The sequence below is a fragment of the Enterobacter sp. HSTU-ASh6 genome, from assembly GCF_026319105.1.
GTDB lineage: Bacteria > Pseudomonadota > Gammaproteobacteria > Enterobacterales > Enterobacteriaceae > Enterobacter > Enterobacter sichuanensis.
Genome location: NZ_WSPD01000018.1, coordinates 17,670 through 36,124 on the forward strand (window position 1 = coordinate 17,670; position 18,455 = coordinate 36,124).

At 54.2% G+C, this 18,455-nt stretch carries 20 protein-coding genes; 13 read left to right on the forward strand and 7 right to left on the reverse strand.

All coding sequences use genetic code 11. The features are described from left to right. The first annotated feature begins 115 nt into the window (after positions 1-115). From yihX to fabY, 4 genes are read left to right on the forward strand one after another with little or no spacing between them, the layout of a single operon-like run. Positions 116-715, forward strand: a complete 600-nt coding sequence (gene yihX / locus GM298_RS18750; RefSeq protein ID WP_047959731.1) for a glucose-1-phosphatase — start codon at positions 116-118, stop codon at positions 713-715. After that, positions 709-1,590, forward strand: coding sequence for a virulence factor BrkB family protein (locus GM298_RS18755; protein WP_045285692.1), 882 nt, complete (start codon positions 709-711; stop codon positions 1,588-1,590). Before yihX ends, GM298_RS18755 begins: the two co-directional genes overlap by 7 nt. Beyond that, positions 1,587-2,024, forward strand: coding sequence for a D-aminoacyl-tRNA deacylase (dtd, locus tag GM298_RS18760; protein ID WP_025912308.1), 438 nt, complete (start codon positions 1,587-1,589; stop codon positions 2,022-2,024). The genes GM298_RS18755 and dtd overlap by 4 nt, the downstream gene beginning before the upstream one ends. Before the next feature lie 44 nt (positions 2,025-2,068). Beyond that, complete coding sequence (gene fabY, locus GM298_RS18765) at positions 2,069-3,010, forward strand: fatty acid biosynthesis protein FabY (RefSeq protein ID WP_025759561.1); 942 nt, start codon at positions 2,069-2,071, stop codon at positions 3,008-3,010. An 11-nt stretch (positions 3,011-3,021) separates the two neighbouring features. Here fabY and GM298_RS18770 read toward each other — a convergent pair whose 3' ends face one another. Further along, on the reverse strand, positions 3,022-3,939 hold the full coding sequence (locus GM298_RS18770; RefSeq protein ID WP_266155039.1) for an alpha/beta hydrolase: 918 nt from the start codon (positions 3,937-3,939) through the stop codon (positions 3,022-3,024). A gap of 227 nt (positions 3,940-4,166) precedes the next feature. On the opposite strand from GM298_RS18770, the gene GM298_RS18775 reads away from it, so the two are divergent. Then, complete coding sequence (locus tag GM298_RS18775; RefSeq protein WP_266155040.1) at positions 4,167-4,478, forward strand: type II toxin-antitoxin system RelE/ParE family toxin; 312 nt, start codon at positions 4,167-4,169, stop codon at positions 4,476-4,478. After that, on the forward strand, positions 4,479-4,769 hold the full coding sequence (nadS, locus tag GM298_RS18780) for a NadS family protein (RefSeq protein WP_025759558.1): 291 nt from the start codon (positions 4,479-4,481) through the stop codon (positions 4,767-4,769). 41 nt (positions 4,770-4,810) lie between these two features. On the opposite strand, the gene fdhE is transcribed toward nadS, so the two are convergent. Genes fdhE through fdnG form a run of 4 tightly spaced genes read right to left on the reverse strand, consistent with a single transcriptional unit; the run spans position 4,811 to position 10,334 of the window. Continuing rightward, the gene (gene fdhE / locus GM298_RS18785) at positions 4,811-5,740 is read right to left on the reverse strand and encodes a formate dehydrogenase accessory protein FdhE (RefSeq protein WP_025759557.1); all 930 of its coding nucleotides are present in this window, start codon (positions 5,738-5,740) and stop codon (positions 4,811-4,813) included. Then, on the reverse strand, positions 5,737-6,372 hold the full coding sequence (gene fdoI / locus GM298_RS18790; RefSeq protein ID WP_095450682.1) for a formate dehydrogenase cytochrome b556 subunit: 636 nt from the start codon (positions 6,370-6,372) through the stop codon (positions 5,737-5,739). Before fdoI ends, fdhE begins: the two co-directional genes overlap by 4 nt. Beyond that, entirely contained in the window at positions 6,369-7,271 is a 903-nt protein-coding gene (gene fdxH, locus GM298_RS18795) for a formate dehydrogenase subunit beta (protein WP_025759554.1), read from the reverse strand. Before fdxH ends, fdoI begins: the two co-directional genes overlap by 4 nt. 12 nt (positions 7,272-7,283) lie before the next feature. Continuing rightward, a complete protein-coding gene (fdnG, locus tag GM298_RS18800; RefSeq protein ID WP_094919434.1) occupies positions 7,284-10,334 on the reverse strand; it encodes a formate dehydrogenase-N subunit alpha in 3,051 nt (1,016 codons plus the stop codon). A gap of 371 nt (positions 10,335-10,705) precedes the next feature. Here fdnG and fdhD point away from each other — a divergent pair, with 371 nt between their 5' ends. The 6 genes from fdhD to GM298_RS18830 all read left to right on the forward strand — a co-directional run bounded on the left by fdhD (position 10,706) and on the right by GM298_RS18830 (position 16,659). Further along, entirely contained in the window at positions 10,706-11,542 is an 837-nt protein-coding gene (gene fdhD, locus GM298_RS18805; RefSeq protein WP_045285699.1) for a formate dehydrogenase accessory sulfurtransferase FdhD, read from the forward strand. Positions 11,543-11,656: 114 nt separating this feature from the next. Continuing rightward, a complete protein-coding gene (locus tag GM298_RS18810; protein ID WP_021242795.1) occupies positions 11,657-11,869 on the forward strand; it encodes a DUF1471 domain-containing protein in 213 nt (70 codons plus the stop codon). 408 nt (positions 11,870-12,277) lie between these two features. Next, positions 12,278-12,994 (forward strand): DUF1120 domain-containing protein, encoded by a 717-nt coding sequence (locus tag GM298_RS18815; protein ID WP_266155045.1) that lies wholly within the window; start codon positions 12,278-12,280, stop codon positions 12,992-12,994. A gap of 61 nt (positions 12,995-13,055) precedes the next feature. Beyond that, positions 13,056-13,742: a fimbria/pilus chaperone family protein gene (locus GM298_RS18820; protein ID WP_266155047.1), complete on the forward strand. Its 687-nt coding sequence runs from the start codon at positions 13,056-13,058 to the stop codon at positions 13,740-13,742. Between the two features lie 29 nt (positions 13,743-13,771). After that, positions 13,772-16,198 (forward strand): fimbrial biogenesis usher protein, encoded by a 2,427-nt coding sequence (locus GM298_RS18825; RefSeq protein ID WP_266155049.1) that lies wholly within the window; start codon positions 13,772-13,774, stop codon positions 16,196-16,198. Beyond that, entirely contained in the window at positions 16,195-16,659 is a 465-nt protein-coding gene (locus GM298_RS18830) for a hypothetical protein (RefSeq protein ID WP_266155050.1), read from the forward strand. Before GM298_RS18825 ends, GM298_RS18830 begins: the two co-directional genes overlap by 4 nt. A gap of 158 nt (positions 16,660-16,817) precedes the next feature. Here the strand turns inward: GM298_RS18830 and GM298_RS18835 are convergent, their stop codons facing one another. Both GM298_RS18835 and GM298_RS18840 read right to left on the reverse strand, forming a co-directional pair. Next, complete coding sequence (locus GM298_RS18835) at positions 16,818-17,141, reverse strand: AzlD domain-containing protein (protein ID WP_025760215.1); 324 nt, start codon at positions 17,139-17,141, stop codon at positions 16,818-16,820. Continuing rightward, a complete protein-coding gene (locus GM298_RS18840) occupies positions 17,141-17,800 on the reverse strand; it encodes an AzlC family ABC transporter permease (RefSeq protein WP_032644337.1) in 660 nt (219 codons plus the stop codon). The genes GM298_RS18835 and GM298_RS18840 overlap by 1 nt, the downstream gene beginning before the upstream one ends. 102 nt (positions 17,801-17,902) lie before the next feature. Here GM298_RS18840 and GM298_RS18845 point away from each other — a divergent pair, with 102 nt between their 5' ends. Continuing rightward, entirely contained in the window at positions 17,903-18,451 is a 549-nt protein-coding gene (locus GM298_RS18845; protein ID WP_025760217.1) for a helix-turn-helix domain-containing protein, read from the forward strand. Positions 18,452-18,455: the final 4 nt, after the last annotated feature.

Consider the following 18,455-nt stretch of genomic DNA (forward strand, 5'->3'; position numbering starts at 1 on the left):
CAACAAAACCCCGTCCTTGTGGCGGGGTTTTTCTTTTTCTACCCGGCGTGGACTTCATAGCCAAACCTTATCTTTCCCGCTACAGTTACTTTTCCACGGCGAGCAGGAGATAAACATGCTTTATATCTTTGATTTAGGAAACGTAATCGTCGATATCGATTTCAATCGGGTGCTGGGCGCATGGAGCGATTTTAGCCGTGTTCCGCTGGCGACGTTAAAGCAGAATTTCACAATGGGCGAGACCTTCCACCAGCATGAACGCGGTGAGATCAGCGATGAAGAATTCGCGGAACGTTTCTGCCAGGAGATGGATCTCCCGTTAAGCTATGAGCAGTTTTCCCACGGCTGGCAGGCGGTTTTTGTCGCCATACGGCCCGAGGTGATCGACATCATGCATAAATTGCGCGAGCAGGGCCACCGGGTGGTTGTGCTGTCGAATACCAACCGCCTGCACACCACGTTCTGGCCTGAGGAGTACCCTGAGGTTAAGGCCGCCGCAGACAAAATCTACCTCTCTCAGGAGATGGGGATGCGTAAACCTGAAGCGCGAATTTATCAGGCTGTTCTCCAGGCGGAAGGATTTACCGCGGCCGATGCGGTCTTTTTCGACGACAATGCCGATAATATAGAGGGAGCTAACCAGTTGGGTATCACGTCTGTTCTGGTGACCGGAAAAGAGACGATACCAAACTACTTTGCGAAGCAGTTATGCTAAAAACCGTTCATCAAAAAGCCACGCACCATACTCGCCCGCTCAGGGCCTGGCTGAAACTGCTCTGGCACCGCATTGATGAGGACAACATGACCACGCTGGCAGGTAACCTCGCCTACGTGTCGTTGCTCTCATTAGTGCCGCTGGTGGCGGTTATCTTTGCCCTGTTTTCCGCTTTTCCGATGTTTGCCGACGTGAGCCTGCAGCTTCGCCATTTTGTCTTCGCCAATTTCATTCCCGCAACCGGGGATGTCATACAGAACTACATTGAGCAGTTTGTGGCTAACTCCAGCAAGATGACGGCAGTGGGGGCGTGTGGCCTTATCGTGACGGCGCTGTTGTTGATGTACGCCATTGATAACGCGCTGAACACTATCTGGCGGAGTAAAAAGACACGGCCAAAGGTGTATTCCTTTGCCGTGTACTGGATGATCCTTACGCTTGGGCCGTTGCTGGCCGGTGCGAGTCTGGCGATCAGTTCGTATCTGCTTTCACTGCGTTGGGCCAGCGATCTAAACGGTGCCATCGATAACGTCTTGCGTATCTTTCCCCTGATTTTATCGTGGCTCTCTTTCTGGCTGCTCTACAGCGTGGTGCCGACCACGCGCGTGCCGAACCGTGATGCGGTTGTTGGCGCGCTGGTGGCGGCTGTGCTCTTCGAACTGGGCAAGAAGGGTTTTGCCCTTTACATCACCATGTTTCCCTCCTATCAGTTGATTTACGGCGTACTGGCGGTGATCCCAATTTTGTTTGTCTGGGTTTACTGGACCTGGTGTATCGTCTTGCTTGGTGCGGAAATAACTGTCACTCTCGGCGTATACCGCGAACTTAAAAAAGCAGCAGAAGCTGAAAAACAACAAGAAGCAGACCAACCATGATTGCATTGATACAGCGCGTAACCCGTGCCAGCGTCACCGTGGAGGGAGAGGTGACGGGTGAAATTGGCTCAGGACTTTTGGTGTTGTTAGGTGTCGAAAAGGATGATGACGAACAAAAAGCCAACCGCTTGTGTGAGCGCGTGCTGGGCTACCGTATTTTCAGCGATGCGGAAGGCAAGATGAACCTGAACGTCCAGCAGGCGGGCGGCAGCGTGCTGGTGGTTTCCCAGTTTACGCTGGCCGCCGATACCGAGCGCGGCATGCGCCCGAGTTTCTCTAAAGGCGCTGCGCCGGATCGTGCAGAAGCACTTTATGAATACTTTGTTGAGCGTTGTCGCCAGCAGGAAATGAATACGCAAACCGGACGATTCGCTGCAGATATGCAGGTTTCGCTGGTGAACGATGGCCCCGTCACATTCTGGCTCCAGGTATGAGCCAGCTGGCGGCGTGGCCGCGGGTAACAAGAGAGAGTACAGCTATGTATCACCTTCGAGTACCGCAAACGGAAGAAGAGTTAGAAGCTTATTACCAGTTCCGCTGGGAAATGCTGCGCAAGCCATTACATCAGCCTAAAGGGTCTGAACGTGACGCCTGGGACGCGATGGCCCACCATCAGATGGTAATGGACGAAGAGGGGAACCTCGTCGCCGTCGGGCGTTTGTATATCAACGCCGATAATGAAGCCTCTATTCGCTTTATGGCGGTTCATCCCTCCGTTCAGGACAAAGGTCTGGGAACGCTGATGGCGATGACCCTGGAGTCCGTTGCCCGCCAGGAAGGCGTTAAGCGCGTCACCTGTAGCGCCCGTGAAGATGCTGTCGAGTTCTTTGCCAAGCTCGGTTTTGTGAATCAGGGGGAGATCACGACCCCGCAAACCACGCCAATTCGCCACTTTTTGATGATTAAACCCATCGCCACGCTGGACGATATCCTCCATCGCGCCGACTGGTGCGGACAGCTCCAGCAGGCCTGGTATCAGCACATTCCGCTCAGTGAAAAAATGGGCGTGCGTATTCAGCAGTACACCGGGCAAAAATTCATTACCACCATGCCGGAAACCGGCAATCAGAACCCGCACCACACGCTGTTTGCCGGCAGCCTGTTTTCGCTCGCCACGCTCACCGGCTGGGGACTTATCTGGCTAATGCTGCGCGAGCGCCATCTGGGCGGCACGATCATTCTTGCCGATGCGCACATCCGTTATAGCGCCCCGATAAGCGGCAAGCCGAGCGCCGTGGCCGATCTGGGTTCACTGGGTGGCGATCTGGACCGTCTGGCACGCGGTCGCAAGGCCCGCGTACAGATGCAGGTTGAACTGTTTGGCGATAAAACACCGGGAGCGGTGTTTGAAGGCACCTATATCGTTCTTCCGGCGAAGCCTTTTGGCGCATATGAAGAGGGTGGGAACGAGGAGGAGTAATTTCTCCAGCGTTATCGCCGGGCGGAGCTTATCCGCCAGGCGATGTCCCGCATAACGTCTCGCGCTGACGGGCTGATGCCGCCAAGCTGAAAAAAACCATGGATGACCCCTTGCCACCGTTGAGCGGTACACTTCACTCCCAACTTTGTCAGATGCCGGTACAACATTTCACCCTCATCACATAGCGGATCATACTCGGCGGTAATGATGTGCACTGGCGGCAGACCGTTAAAATCATCCCGCCACAGCGGGCTGGCTTCGGGATGCTGACGGCTGGTGTCAGCGAGATACATTTCATACCCGCTCAGCAGGGTATCGCGAGTGATCACGTAGTCCGTGCCATTGAGGGTATAACTTTCAAAACTGGCCGTAGCGTCGAGCATGGGGTAGATAAGAATGAGCTGAGCCGGGATCCAGAGACCTTTGGTCTTGATCCTCAGAGCCGTCACCAGCGCCAGATGCCCCCCTGCGCTGTCTCCGCAAAGGGTGATGCGGTTTTTGTTTACGCCAAATACGTCTGCATTTTGCCAGACAAGCGCTGCCGCTCGTTCTGCGTCGTCATGCGCAGCAGGGAACGTATGCTCGGGTGCCAGTCTGTACTGAACCGCAATGACCCGGCAGTTACCGTAAAACGCCAGCTGGCGGAGCTGCTTGTCATGGGTTGCAAACCCACCGCTGACAAAGCATCCGCCATGATAGTAAAGGGCGCCGGGTAACGTTTCGGGCGCGTTGAGGGGCGAATAGACCTGAAACGTGAGGTCGTCAATGACGCGCGTTTCAATCTGGACCCGGGTTTCTGTCTCTCCGGCAAGTACCGTACTGGCGATATACCCTTTTCTCCGGTCATCAATATTCTGATCACGTGAAGAAGGCTTTCCTGCATCAATAAAGTCCTTAACTAACTGCTCAATCCCGTTTTCCAGTGCCATAGTAACGTTCTTTATGTCTGTATGAATATACAGTTATAGCCTGGTTTCATGCGGATGAAAACAATAAATTCTGTGAGATCAGGGAGCTGGAAAGCGGCCCGCAGAAACGAATATTACCCAATGAAACAAATGGATAATTTCTATGAACCCCAATAACGTAACTCGCACAGAGTACGTCATTGACGTACGTTGAACATTTGTTACTATAGGCCAATGGCGTATAATTTATGTTATTCATTGAAACGGATATCTTCACAGAAGACGTCAAAGCGTTACTGGATGATGACGAATACCATAAACTTCAGGTTTTCCTTGCAACGCAGCCTGATTATGGCGATGTGATCCAGCATACAGGCGGTTTACGAAAAATTCGCTGGCTTGCCAAAGGGAGAGGAAAACGCGGGGGCGTACGCGTTATCTATTTTCACCGCACGCGTGAGTTTGAAATTAGGCTGCTGCTCATCTATCGCAAAGGAATCAAAGATGACCTGTCAGCAAGCGAGAAAGCCATTCTGAAAAAGATGATTGAGAGGCGGTAAATGGATAAGGCGCTGTTTGAGCGGTTAACCCAAAGCATGGCGCAAATGAACGAAATCGACGAGGGCAAACGAGAGCCATCGCGCACCTTTCAAATCGATGCGATGAAAATTAAAGAAATCCGTCAGGCCTCCGGTTTATCACAGAGTAAATTCGCGAATCTCATCTCTGTCAGTGTTGATACGTTGCGTAACTGGGAACAGGGTAGACGTTCGCCTACGGGGCCGGCTAAAGCGCTGTTACGTGCTATTGCCAACGATCCTCAGCATGTCATCTCTGCTCTCTCACAGTAACCAGCCCGGCTCCACAAAGGTTTACCGGGCATTTAGATAAACTACTCCCCTTCACCCGGGAACAGGAACGGGTTGATAGAGCTGCGGGCAAAGCCCTCCTGCTCCATTTTCGCATCCAGAATCAGCGAGGCGAGATCGTCAGCGACCGCTTCAACTTTCGGGTCTTTTTCCTGATACAGAATCTTGAGATAGGTCCCGCAGTCACCGCAGCTTTCGGCTTTCACCGCCGCGTCTTCATTTTCCAGCGACCAGTAGTTCAGATCGCGGGTCTGCTCGCAGTTGCTGCATTTCACACGCACCACATGCCACTCGGTTTCACACAGGTTGCAGTGCAGGTAACGTAGCCCCTGGGTGGTGCCAATTTGTACCATGCTTGAGACCGGCATGGAGCCACACACCGGGCAGAACTGACGCGCTTCACCGTATTCGGCGCGTGCTTTGCCGGGGATCAGGCTTGCCATTTGCGCCCAGTAAAGCGACAGCGCAGCCCAGATGAACGGCGCTTTATCGCTGCTGACCTGTGAGAAGTCGGACGCGAACAGCGCGCTTGCCATCTCTTCCAGCTCCTGCTCGGACGCTTTCTCCAGATTCTCGATGACCGCCAGCGCGGTACCGCTCATCTCAGGCTTCAGCTCGGCAATCAGCGAATGCAGCAGCTTATGCCAGTGCTTGTCGCGCGGCAGGACGTGGATATCGAGCGGCGGCTTGCCCTGAGCGTTGGCTTCTTTGATGCGCGCGGTCAGATCCATTTGCAGCGGATGGTCGTACAGCACCACTTCCTGCGCATGGGCAACCAGCGCGGCAAAACGCAGAAAATCGCCCAGCGGGTTGTTCTCTGCCAGCTCGCGCAGACGCTCTGCGCGGCGGTTGTAGAGGTTCTTGAGTCTGGGGAATAACAACGGCGGAATATATTCCGCCGTGCGTTTCTCGCTCGACCCCAGCTCATCTTGCGGGATTATGCGAATACTCATTCAGATGACTTTTCCTGTTTCTGGCGAACTTCTCGGTACCAGCGCGGGTGATGTTTCTTCGCCCACGTGCTGGTTACCCAGCCTTCCACCATCGCGGTAATGGTGCCTTTTACCCAAAGGGCGGCGTAAATATGCACCATGATAACCACAATTAACGCCACTGCGGCAAATGAATGCAGCATCAGCGCGAATCGGATCACCGGGATTGAGAAAGCAGGCGCAAAGTACGGACGCCAGATGATCACGCCGCTGACCAGCAACAGGACCAGGAAGATAATCGCCGCCCAGAATACGCATTTCTGGCCGAAGTTATAACGCCCGGTGTCACCTACTTCCTCGTTGACGACGATCTTACGAATATTCTTCGCCCAAAAGATATCATCCCGATTGATTAGGTTATGGTGCCAGTAGCGGAAAAACATGATGATAAACGAGGCAAACATCACCACACCCACGAACGGGTGAAGGATGCGCGCCAGCTGTGGCGTTCCCAGTACCTGCATCAGCCAGTTGAAGGAGGGGAAGAAGAACCCCAGCCCGCTTATCGCCGCCAGCATGAAGCAGAAGGCGGTGACCCAGTGGTTGATGCGTTCCGGCGCGGTGTAGCGCACGATGGTGTCACGTTTTTTCATTTGCGCACCTCGTCTTTCTCTTCATGCAGGTTGTCGTCTTCCTCTTCCGCGCGGTTCGGCCCGACGCCGACGTAGTGGAAGATGCTCGCTGCGAAGGTGGCAGCAAAACCAACCGCTGCCAGCGGTTTCCAGATGCCTTTCCAGAATTTCACGGTGGCGCTGATCTCCGGGTTCTCCGGCAGGCCGTGATACAGATTCGGCTTGTCGGCGTGATGCAGAACGTACATCACGTGTGTACCGCCAACCCCGGCCGGATCGTACAGGCCTGCGTTGTCGTAACCACGGGTTTTCAGCTCGCCCACGCGCTCTGCCGCCAGCGTTTTCATATCCTCTTTTGAACCAAAGTGGATAGCGCCGGTTGGGCAGGTCTTCACGCAGGCAGGCTCCTGACCGACGTTAACGCGGTCGACGCACAGCGTACATTTGTAGACGCGGTTGTCTTCCGGGTTCAGTCGCGGCACGTTGAACGGACAGCCCGCAATGCAGTAGCCGCAGCCAATGCACTGCTCAGACTGGAAGTCGACGATACCGTTCGCATACTGAATAATAGCCCCTTCTGACGGGCACGCCTTCAGGCAGCCCGGATCCGCGCAGTGCATACAGCCATCTTTGCGGATAAGCCATTCCAGTTTGTCGTTCTGCTCTACTTCAGAGAAACGCATCACCGTCCAGGACTTGGCGGTCAGATCCGCCGGGTTGTCGTACACCCCGACGTTATGACCCACTTCGTCACGGATGTCGTTCCACTCCGAGCACGCCACCTGACAGGCTTTACAGCCAATACAGGTGGTCACGTCGATGAGCTTAGCCACTTCCTGCTGGTGGTCCCGCGCCTGAGGCGCGGGCGTGAAACTGTTAGTCGCGGAACGACGGATAATGTCCTGAGATTGATAAGCCATAAGTCGTCTCCGTTACACCTTTTCCACGTTCACGAGGAAGGCCTTAAACTCCGGCGTCTGCGTGTTCGCATCGCCGACGAACGGCGTCAGGGTGTTCGCAATGAACCCTTTCTTCGCCACGCCCTCATAACCCCAGTGAATCGGAATACCGATGGTATCCACCTGCTGGCCGTGAACGTTCAGCGTACGAATACGCTTGGTCACTACGGCCTTGGCTTTGATGTAGCCACGGTTAGATGAGACCTTAACGGTATCGCCATGGGCAATGCCGAGCTTGTTCGCCAACTTCTCGCCGATCTCCACAAACTGTTCCGGCTGCGCGATGGCGTTAAGCAGCGCGTGCTTGGTCCAGTAGTGGAAGTGTTCGGTCAGACGATAAGTGGTGCCCACATACGGGAACTTGTCTTTTTTACCCAGCGCGTCGAAATCGCCCTTGAAGATACGGGCTGCCGGGTTAGAGACCACGTTCGGGTGCAGCGGGTTGGTGCCCAACGGCGTTTCAAACGGCTCGTAGTGTTCCGGGAACGGCCCTTCCGCCATCTTATCGATAGCAAACAGACGTCCCATCCCTTCAGGCTGCATAATAAACGGCCCGACATCGCTACCCGGCGGTGCAGTGCTGTAGTCCGGAATATCCACGCCGCCCCATTTCGCGCCGTCCCATTTCAGCAGCTGACGCTTCGGATCCCACGGGTTGCCCTGCGGGTCAGCAGATGCGCGGTTATAGAGGATACGGCGGTTGAGCGGCCATGCCCATGCCCAGCCCAGCGTATTGCCCAGGCCTGACGGGTCGGCGTTATCGCGGTTGGCCATCTGGTTGCCTTTCGGCGTCCAGCTACCGGCAAAGATCCAGCAGCCGCTGGAGGTGGTACCGTCATCACGCAGGTGCGCGAAGGTACTGAGCTGATCGCCTTTCTTCGCCAGCACGGTGCCGGTGGCCGGGTCGATAACGTCCGCCAGCGCCTTACCGTTGCTCTCCATCGCCACTTCTTCCGGCGCTGGATTTTCTGGCGTTGAGTAGTTCCAGGTCATGTTCAGGACCGGTTCCGGGTTCGCGCCACCTTCTGCCGCGTACATCTTACGCAGGCGTAAGAAGATACCGGCCAGGATTTCGCCGTCGTTCATGGCGATACCCGGGGCGTCCGCGCCTTTCCAGTGCCACTGCAGCCAGCGTCCGGAGTTGACGATAGAGCCGTTCTCTTCCGCGAAGCAGGTCGATGGCAGGCGGAACACTTCGGTCTGAATCTTCGATGGGTCGACATCGTTCGATTCACCGTGGTTCTGCCAGAACGTTGAAGTCTCGGTATTGAGCGGGTCAATCGTCACCAGGAACTTCAGTTTCGACAGCGACTCAACAACCTTGTTCTTGTTCGGGAACGACGCAACCGGGTTAAAGCCCTGGCACAGATAGCCGTTCACTTTGCCCTGGTGCATCATCTCGAAGTACTGCAGAACGTCGTAACCTTTGTCCCACTTCGGCAGCCAGTCAAAGCCCCAGCTGTTTTCCGCCGTCGCTTTGTCGCCGAAGAAGGCTTTCATCATCGAGACGAAGAACTTCGGATAGTTGCCCCAGTAGTTCACCTGGCCTTCGAGCAGCGGTTTAGGCGTGCTGGCCGTCAGGTAGGTTTGCAGGTCGGTCTGTTTCTCGCTTGGCAGGTTCATATAGCCCGGCAGGCTTTGAGACAGCAGGCCGAGGTCGGTCAGGCCCTGAATGTTGGAGTGACCGCGCAGGGCGTTCACGCCGCCGCCTGCCATCCCCATGTTACCGAGCAGCAATTGAACCATCGCCATGGTACGGATGTTCTGTGCGCCGATGGAGTGTTGCGTCCAGCCGAGGGCGTACAGGAACGACGCGGTTTTATCTTTCGCGCTGGTTTCGGCGATAAGCTCGCACACTTTCAGGAAGTCCGCCTTCGGTGTACCACAGATGTTCTCGACAACTTCCGGCGTGTAGCGGGAGACGTGCTCTTTCAGCAGGTTCCACACGCAGCGTGGGTGTTGCAGGGTGGTATCGCGCTTCGCAAAGCCTTTCTCGTCCAGCTCGTAGTTCCAGCTGGTTTTGTCGTATTTGCGTTTTTCGGCGTCATAACCGCTGAACAGGCCATCTTCGAAGTGGTAATCCTCACGCACGATCAGGCTGGCGTTGGTATAGGCTTCGGTGTATTCGCGGTTATATTTTTCGTTGGTCATCAGGTACAGCAAGACGCCTGACAGGAAAGTGATGTCAGTACCTGAACGAATAGGGGTGTAGAAATCCGCCACCGACGCAGTACGCGTAAAGCGGGGATCGATCACAATCAGTTTCGCACCGTTGTGGATTTTGGCTTCCATCGCCCAGCGGAACCCGACAGGGTGCGCTTCAGCGGCGTTACCGCCCATCACCACAATGAGGTTGGCGTTCTTGATGTCGACCCAGTGGTTGGTCATCGCACCGCGACCAAATGTTGGAGCAAGACTTGCTACCGTTGGTCCGTGTCAGACACGCGCCTGGTTGTCGACCGCGAGCATACCGAGTGCGCGCGTGAATTTCTGGGTTAAATAACCGGTTTCGTTGCTGGAAGCAGAGGCGCACAGCATCCCGGTGGAGAGCCAGCGGTTGACCGTAACGCCGTCGGCGTTCTTCTCAATAAAGTTGGCATCGCGGTCTTCTTTAATCAGTTTAGCGATGCGGTCGAACGCCTCTTCCCAGCTGATTTGCTGCCATTTGTCGGAGCCAGGCGCGCGATATTCAGGGAATTTCAGGCGACTTTCGGAGTGGATAAAGTCCACCAGACCCGCCCCTTTCGGGCACAATGCGCCGCGGTTGACCGGATGATCCGGGTCGCCTTCGATATGGAAAATAGACGCTTTGGCGTTTTTAGCACCGTCGCCGAGGCTATACATCAACAGCCCGCAACCGACAGAGCAGTACGTACAGGTATTACGGGTTTCGCGGGTGCGCAGCAGTTTATACTGCCGCGTTTCCGCCAGCGCTACGCCGGGCGCAAAGCCCAGTGCCGCTGCCGTGGTGCCTGCCATACCGCCAGCGCAGATCTTAAAGAACTGCCTTCTGCTGACCTGCATGGGTCACTCCTTGTTTCGACATTGCTTACATATAGTGTTTTGACTTCGCGGTTGAAGAAGGACCGCAAAGGAAAAAATTTGCGTTAATCCCTCAATTCCACGAGGGATATCATCAGAATACCACAATGTTGGTACCGCTGTTCTAATGGCGTTAATACAAAGTGAACGTATTATCACCATGCTGATTATAAAGTGTGATATTGATCACATTAACAGCGCTGCATGTTAAAGCGGTGTAGCGCGCGCCAGGTTGCACCCCTTCTGAATGAGTAGGAGAATGGTTGCCGAATAGTTGATCCATACTATGCGTAAAGCCTGTGGTTTGTGCTGCAATAGCAGGCTTACCTTCGTGGTTGTTCAGGAATAGCGCTGTGTCTAAACAAAATCGTGCCCCCCATTCATCACCCCTGCCTGCCGGCATTGTGGAATTGTCGGTACACAGGCCGCCCCACATTGCCCACGCCACGCCTGATTATCTGGCGGAAGAGGTGCCTGTTGCACTCGTTTACAACGGCATCTCGCATGTGGTGATGATGGCTTCGCCAAAAGATCTCGAACTGTTCGCGACAGGATTCTCCCTTTCGGAAGGCATCATTGAGCACCCGCAGGAGATCTACGGCATGGACGTGGTGCAGGCATGCAACGGCCTTGAGGTGCAAATCGAACTCTCCAGCCGCCGCTTTATGGGATTAAAAGAGCGCCGTCGCGCACTGGCCGGGCGCACCGGCTGCGGCGTGTGCGGTGTTGAGCAGCTCAACGATATTGGCAAGCCTGTTGTACCTCTGTCGTTCACGCAGACCTTTAATCTGGCACACCTCGACCATGCGCTTGAGCATCTCAACGATGTTCAGCCCATCGGCCAGCTGAGCGGCTGCACGCACGCGGCAGCGTGGGTATTGCCATCGGGCGATATCGCCGGGGGACATGAGGACGTTGGCCGCCACGTGGCGCTGGATAAGCTGCTGGGTCGTCGTGCGCGGGAAAGTGAGGTCTGGCTGCAGGGCGCCGCACTTGTTTCCAGCCGCGCCAGCTATGAGATGGTGCAAAAATCGGCGATGTGCGGGGTGGAGATCCTGTTTGCCGTATCGGCGGCAACCACGCTGGCGGTAGAGGTGGCGGAGCGCTGCAACCTGACGCTGGTGGGCTTCTGCAAGCCGGGAAGGGCAACCATTTATACCCATCCACAGCGATTAATAGTTGATCAGTAATTTTGAATGATAATAGCAAATCCTTCCGCTTTTAGTTGTTCGTGATGAGGTCTACTATTTATCACATCAAGGCACGGTGCCTTATCTAAACAACTTAATGAAAGGGTTTAAATCATGAAAAGCATCAAAACTTTTGTCGCTGTAATCGCTCTGGCTGCTTCTTTCGGTTCTTTCGCTGCGCAGACCGTGACTGCAACCGCCTCTACCATTGACGGCGCAGAAGCGAAAATCGCGGCTCAGGCTCAGGAAGCGGGCGCATCATCTTACAAAATTACTCAGGCGTTCTCGGGTAACCGCGTTCACATGACCGCTGAACTGAACAAATAAGTGATATTGCCGCTGTCCCTGCTCTTCGGAGCCGGGACAGGTTTACTTCCACGACTCCTTCCTCGATTCTCCCGCACATCTTCCAGGCATTTTCTTATTAACGAAACAATAACTGTAAAAATTTCCCCTCTTTGGTTACCTTTGTTTTAAATTAATCATATTAATACACAGTTTTAATATAGGGTCAGGCCAGATTCCTACATATATTTATCAATTATATATTCAATAAAAATATGAATAATTTCAGCTCTTAGGATTTCCTCAGGCGCAAATCCTAAAATCATTTTGAATTATTGTTCGCGTTAATTTGTGGTGCTATTTTCCAGACGCAAATTTTGTAGTGCTGATATCCAGACCAGATATTCATTATTTGGTTTGTTTTGTATTTCACTCACATAAGGAAATAAAATGAACGCGATGTTTAAAAAAGGGGTGCTGGCCTCCGTGCTGGCTGTCGCGGCGTGTTCGGCAATGGCGGGAACCAGCCTTGATCTTCAGGTGAGCGGTAAAGTTGTTCCATCCTCCTGTACGCCTTCTGTTGTCAGCGGCGGTAGTAATGCGGATTTTGGTACGGTTAAAGCAACGTCTTTAAACTACAACACGGTAACCTCTCTTCCGGATACTAAAATTATCCCTATTTCTATTACCTGCGAAACCCCTACGCGTGTTGGTGTGACGTTTAACGATGCGCATGCGGACTCCGCGCCAACCGAATATTTGTCTACCGAGTTTAGCGATCCTGAGTTTTTGTTAACCTCTCAAAGTACAGCAGGATTGGGCATGTTTAACGGTAAGAAGATCGGTGCTTATGCCATGGGTATTCAAAGGGATAAGGGTACCGCGACAGACGATACGGGTGCGACGCTATACCCCGTATTTTCACAGGATGCTACCGCGACTTCGGGCTGGCATATCAAATCCGGAATCCATTATCTGCCGGTTGTTACGGATAAAAGTGAGACCTACTCTTTCACCAAAGATTCCGGTGCTGATACACCTGCTGCGCTGAAACAGATTAATTTTAATGTCGGCATCGTGGCGCAGATCAACCCCGCTGGCGAGCTGAATATTACCGACGAATTAACGCTGGACGGTTTAACCAACGTTGAGCTGGTTTATCTGTAATAGCCTCAAAATGAACACTCCACATCTGTGGAGTGTTTTTCAGTATTACTGGACTACTATTATGCTGCTTTTGAAAAGAACGCTGATTTGTGCCTGCCTGTTAGCCTCGTTTAATACACTGGCTGCTGGAATGGTGCCAGAAACCCCACTGTTGATTGTTAAAGAAGACGAGCAGGGCGCCAGTATGGACGTTAAAAACACCGATGCCGACGCCCAATTGCTGTATACCAAACTGGTTGATCTACCCGACGACCCAAAACCTGGCCTGATTGTGACACAGCCGGTGGTACGTGTGGACGCGGGCAAAACCCAGCGCGTGCGCTTTGTACTGAAAAACAGCGCGGAGCCGCTGAAGGTGGAACACATCAAGCGCGTTATTTTTACCGCTATTCCGCAGCGTGAAAAAAATAAAGTAAAAGTCGCATTCAGCCAGAATTTGCCCGTTATTATTCGCCCGGCCGGGCTGGCGGTTAATCTCGAACCCTGGAAAGACTTAACATGGCAAATGAACAACGGCAACGTCACTGTCGAGAATAAAACCCCTTACGTTGTTCGCATGGAACAAAAAGCTAAATTATTGCCATCCGGTACGACGGCTCAATTCTCTAAGACGTATATTTTGCCGGGTGAAAAAATGACAGCGAGCGTGAAAACGAAAATAACGTCGGCAGATAAACAGATTGAAATATATCCTGTATCCCGTTATGGCTATCAAGTGCAAAGTTATCTTACTGATCTGAAAGAATAACAACTTATATCTCAGCGCATGGAGTCGTCATGTTAACGGTTTCCTGTAAAAAGGGAATGCTGGCGTTTTGCTTTATGGCGCTCGCTTTTAATAGTCGGGCGGAAATAAACCCTATAGAGAATGAACCAGTGGAGTCAGACCGGGCGAAATTTGACACCGAAGCGTTAAAATCCCACGGTCTTGATCCAGCCATTGCTGAATACTATTCCATGGCTGCCCGTTTTGCTCCCGGAAACCATAACGTGACCGTTAATATTAACGGTAATCAGCGTACCCTTATGTCGGTGAAATTTAATGAAGAAGGTACGCCCTGTATTAATGACGAGTTTCTGAAAAATGCGGGCCTGATTAAGAAAACCGCACAGGGCACCTGCCCTCAAATTAGTCAATACTGGCCCGGGTCGACTCTTCAGTCTTCCCCGGAGATTGAAGAAATAACAGTCGTGGTTCCTCCGGAAGCGTTGGATCCTGATTTCGGACGTCAACGGGTGGAAGTGCAGGGTGGCCGTGCGGCAATGCTGAATTACGCCATGTTCGGTACCCACAACCAGTATGACGACAACAACGCAGACCGTTTCCAGTCGAGTTTAGAACTGGGCTTTAACGGCGGGGACTGGATTGTACGCAGCACGCAGTTCATCAGCGACGGCAGCGATCAGCGCTTCGACTTTTCCTCACTCAATACCTACGCCCAGCGTACCTTCACCGATTATGGCCTGATGGTACAGGGCGGCCAGATTAACGTGGCCAATAGCCGCTTCAGTATTCCGGTGATATACGGTGTACAGATGATGCCAGATAACGCGCTTGTGCCGCTGGCAGGTACGGGCGTGGAAGTGAGCGGTATCGCCCGAAACCCTCAGGCCCGTGTCGATATTCGCCAGGGCGGACAGCTGATTTACTCGACGCTGGTGCCTGCCGGGCCGTTTAACCTGGACGATGTACCGCTGTCTAACCTCAACACCGATCTGAACGTCACGGTGACCGAGACCGACGGCAGCGAAAACCGCTTTACCGTGGCGGCGAGTACTTTCCGCAGCAGCCACGTGGGACGTGCGCCGGGCTTTACCCTGGCGGCAGGCCGTGTTGAAAAAGACATGGAATCGCGCCTCGAAAAACCGTGGGTGGTCTCTGCCAACAACGGATGGTCCATCAACAGGCGCATGAATGTCGTCGCCGGTATGCTGATGGCGGATAACCACTATTACGGTTTCTCCGGCAACCTCGATACCACGCCGATGCAGAACCTGTATGCCTCGCTCGGTTTTCTGGCGTCGTTAGACAACCAGACGCAAACGAAGGGCAACAAAACGACGCTGGATGTAGGCTATGCGCTGCCGTGGGGCATCGGCATTTCAATGGGCGGCAGCTACGGCACGCCGGGTTACCGTGAAATGACGGAGCTTTACGGGGATGACGACGATATGTCGCAAACCAAATACGACACCAATGTCGGTATTAACTGGTCCAACACCACACTCGGCCACTTTTCTCTTAGCTTTTACCGCAACAAGAGCTGGAACAGCGAAAACGATAGCCGCCGTTTTGTCTCTTCATGGTCGCAAAGCTTCACATACTTCAACGTAAGCGTGAACTGGGAATCGGATGTCAGCCGTAACGACGACAGTGATAACGATCTGTTTTACGTGAACGTGTCGATCCCGCTCGGACGTACCGGCGTCAGCACCAGCTCCTGGTATCGTGAGGGCGAAGGCAAGCGTTCCTACGGCACGCGTGCGATGGGATCGCTTAATGAGGCGAACGATTACGCGCTTGGCGTCTCCCAGGATCATGATGAAAACACCACCAGCTGGGACGGCTCACTGAACAGCAATCTGCATTACACCAGCCTGGCGCTGGCGGCAGGAGGCGATAACAACAGCAACACCAACTACTCCGCGTCGCTGAGCGGCGGGATTGTGGCGCACGGCGACGGCGTGACTTTCTCGCCTTATCGCGTGGCTGACACCTATGCCATCGCTAAGCTGGATAAACCGGTGGCAGGCGTTGAGATTGGCACTACGCGTGGCCCGGTATGGACGGATAAATGGGGCCAGGCGGTGATCCCGGTGTTGTCCCCGTTCCACGAAAGCACGATTGAGGTCAACACCGAAAAGCTGCCAGGCAACCTGGATGTCAGAAACGGCAGAACGGCGATCAAGGCCTCTCATGGCGCTGTGGCGAAGTGGGAGTTTGAGATGCTAAGCCAGCGCCGCGTGCTGTTGACTATCAGCCGCGCGGACGGTACGCCGCTACCGGAAGGTATTCCGATTGTGGACGAAGCGGGTGAATACATCACTACGGCACCCGAAGACGGCGTGATCTTCCTGAACGATATCTCCGCCAACCAGCAGCTCTTCGCGACGGTGGAGGGAGAGCGTTGCAAGCTGACGTATACCCTGCCGGAGGAAGAACCGAATACATTCTACGAAGAGGTGACAGGGAAGTGTCTTTGAATAACATTCATAAGTACGTGATGTTGGTCGTGTTGCTCTGCGGACCGGCAGCCGTGCAGGCCGATGATGGCGAATGCAAAATGATGTCTGCCGTGAAGACAATCGACTACGGTCGTTATCGTAAAGACGATATGCGAAAGGGTTCTGCTGAACATGTGGGCAAAGTTTATAACGGTTATGCCTCGGTAACGCGGGAACTGCGGGTGTCGGTGATGTGTCCGGATGCGCGTAAAATGCGGATCTCCATCAACGGCGCTGCCCGACAAAACAGGGCCTGGCGATACACCGATAACGGCGCGATGAAGATCGCATTCAAGGATGGCCGCATGGACGGGAAGAGTGTGCAACTGGCAGCTGTCGATATTGGTGCGGTAGTGGTTCAGGGCGGGACGCCAGAAGTGACATTGCCGCCAGAAAAAGCGCTGGCTGCCGTTAACGGGATAGAAGTGGCGGGAGAGTAGTTCACCGCGACCATGATGGTGACGACCTACCTGTCAGAGAAAGCCTTCAGCGTGACCAACGCCACCGATCTTACCGAGACGCTGACGCTGAGCGTCGATAGCCTTCCGGCGGAATAATCCTTTTGATACCCGGCTGAGGAGTATGCCGGGCATCACTCTTAGTGGATCCCCGCCACACGCAGCAGCGCGGTGACCACTGCCGCCGCTATGATGACCACAATTAATGGCATTTTTCGCCAGGCCAGAAACACCGCAAACGCGACGCCCAATACGCGTGCCATGCCGGCAAAATGGTCACCTTCATAAAAGGTGGTCGCCAGCGCCACGGAAAACAGCAACACCGTTGCCGCATCTGACAGCAGCGCCTGTGAACGCTCCGATAATGCCAGCCTGCTGCCGAGTTTCGCCCCGCCGAGACGCATCAGATAGGTTCCCGCAGACAAAATTGCGATACCAAGAATAAAAAACGTCATATTTCCCATTATTTTTTCCTCGCCGCGAGACCCAGTAAAGAGAGCAGAACCGGTAAGCCCACCGGGGCAAACGGCACGGCGGCCAGCGACAGAACGGCACCGCTGCAGGCGCGGATGAGCGTGGTACGGTTTTTAAACGCGGGAACCACAAGTGCCAGCAATATGGCCGGGAAGACCGCATCCAGGCCAATGGTTTCCGGATCCGGGAGCAATTTGCCGACCATGGCGCCCAGCAGGGCCCCCAGTGGCCAGATAATCGCCACCCCTAAACCGCATAGCCAGTAGGCCGCCTTGCGCTGTTCGGGCGTTTTTTGCGACAGGCCAAACACCACGCTTTCGTCGTTCATGATGTGGCAGCCAAGAAGGCTCAGCCCCCGTTTGCCCACCAGTTCACGCACCGTCACGCCAAACGGCACATGGCGCGCGTTGACCAGCAACCCCGCCGCCGCCGCTGCCAGCGGGTTACCGCCGCTCGCCACAATACCAATAAACATAAATTCGGACGCGCCCGCGAGCACGGTAATAGAGAGCACAAACGGGACCCAGACCGGAAAACCGTAGGCCATTGCCAGGGAGCCGTATGACATCCCGACCACACCGACCGCGAGGCAAACCAGGATGATCGCTTTAATGGTGTCGCCTTTCAGACAAGAGAGATGATGCTTCATACAATTTTAGCCATATCGAACGTTTATCCATTATAATGAACGCAACTGAGCTGTTTTTCAAGATGAACGATTCGTTCGATTTATAGAACAAGAGGCCGTTTTATGACGCAGCCAATCAGCGTGATCGCCAAAAGTCTGGTGCGAGAACGCCTGCGAACCGGACTTTCACTGGCGGAAATTGCCCGTCGTGCCGGGATCGCTAAATCCACACTTTCCCAGCTGGAGTCCGGCAACGGTAACCCTAGCCTGGAAACGCTGTGGTCGCTCTGCGTGGCGCTGGATATTCCTTTTGCCCGCTTGCTTGAGCCACAGCTTCCGACCACGCAGGTGATCCGCCGCGGCGAGGGGACGAAAGTGGTCGCCGGGCAGGCGAACTACGAAGCCATTTTGCTGGCGGCATGCCCCCCCGGTGCACGCCGTGATATCTACCTTCTGATGACCCAACCGGGTGCCGATCGTCTCTCTCAGCCACATTCACCTGGCTCGGTTGAACATATTATTGTGACGCAGGGACGCGCGCTGGTCGGGTTGCTCGACGCCGCGGAAGAGCTTGGGGCAGGGGACTACATTTGCTACCCCGCAGACCAGCCGCATATCTTTAAAGCCCTGGAGCCAGACACCTACGCGCTGCTGGTGGCGGAACAAAATTAACGAA

Coding starts and splice junctions, on each gene's coding strand:
- yihX (WP_047959731.1), top strand. CDS start 116: ATGCTTTATATCTTTGATTTAGGAAACGTAATCGTCGATATCGATTTC.
- GM298_RS18755 (WP_045285692.1), top strand. CDS start 709: ATGCTAAAAACCGTTCATCAAAAAGCCACGCACCATACTCGCCCGCTC.
- dtd (WP_025912308.1), top strand. CDS start 1,587: ATGATTGCATTGATACAGCGCGTAACCCGTGCCAGCGTCACCGTGGAG.
- fabY (WP_025759561.1), top strand. CDS start 2,069: ATGTATCACCTTCGAGTACCGCAAACGGAAGAAGAGTTAGAAGCTTAT.
- GM298_RS18770 (WP_266155039.1), bottom strand. CDS start 3,939: ATGGCACTGGAAAACGGGATTGAGCAGTTAGTTAAGGACTTTATTGAT.
- GM298_RS18775 (WP_266155040.1), top strand. CDS start 4,167: ATGTTATTCATTGAAACGGATATCTTCACAGAAGACGTCAAAGCGTTA.
- nadS (WP_025759558.1), top strand. CDS start 4,479: ATGGATAAGGCGCTGTTTGAGCGGTTAACCCAAAGCATGGCGCAAATG.
- fdhE (WP_025759557.1), bottom strand. CDS start 5,740: ATGAGTATTCGCATAATCCCGCAAGATGAGCTGGGGTCGAGCGAGAAA.
- fdoI (WP_095450682.1), bottom strand. CDS start 6,372: ATGAAAAAACGTGACACCATCGTGCGCTACACCGCGCCGGAACGCATC.
- fdxH (WP_025759554.1), bottom strand. CDS start 7,271: ATGGCTTATCAATCTCAGGACATTATCCGTCGTTCCGCGACTAACAGT.
- GM298_RS18810 (WP_021242795.1), top strand. CDS start 11,657: ATGAAAAGCATCAAAACTTTTGTCGCTGTAATCGCTCTGGCTGCTTCT.
- GM298_RS18815 (WP_266155045.1), top strand. CDS start 12,278: ATGAACGCGATGTTTAAAAAAGGGGTGCTGGCCTCCGTGCTGGCTGTC.
- GM298_RS18820 (WP_266155047.1), top strand. CDS start 13,056: ATGCTGCTTTTGAAAAGAACGCTGATTTGTGCCTGCCTGTTAGCCTCG.
- GM298_RS18825 (WP_266155049.1), top strand. CDS start 13,772: ATGTTAACGGTTTCCTGTAAAAAGGGAATGCTGGCGTTTTGCTTTATG.
- GM298_RS18835 (WP_025760215.1), bottom strand. CDS start 17,141: ATGGGAAATATGACGTTTTTTATTCTTGGTATCGCAATTTTGTCTGCG.
- GM298_RS18840 (WP_032644337.1), bottom strand. CDS start 17,800: ATGAAGCATCATCTCTCTTGTCTGAAAGGCGACACCATTAAAGCGATC.
- GM298_RS18845 (WP_025760217.1), top strand. CDS start 17,903: ATGACGCAGCCAATCAGCGTGATCGCCAAAAGTCTGGTGCGAGAACGC.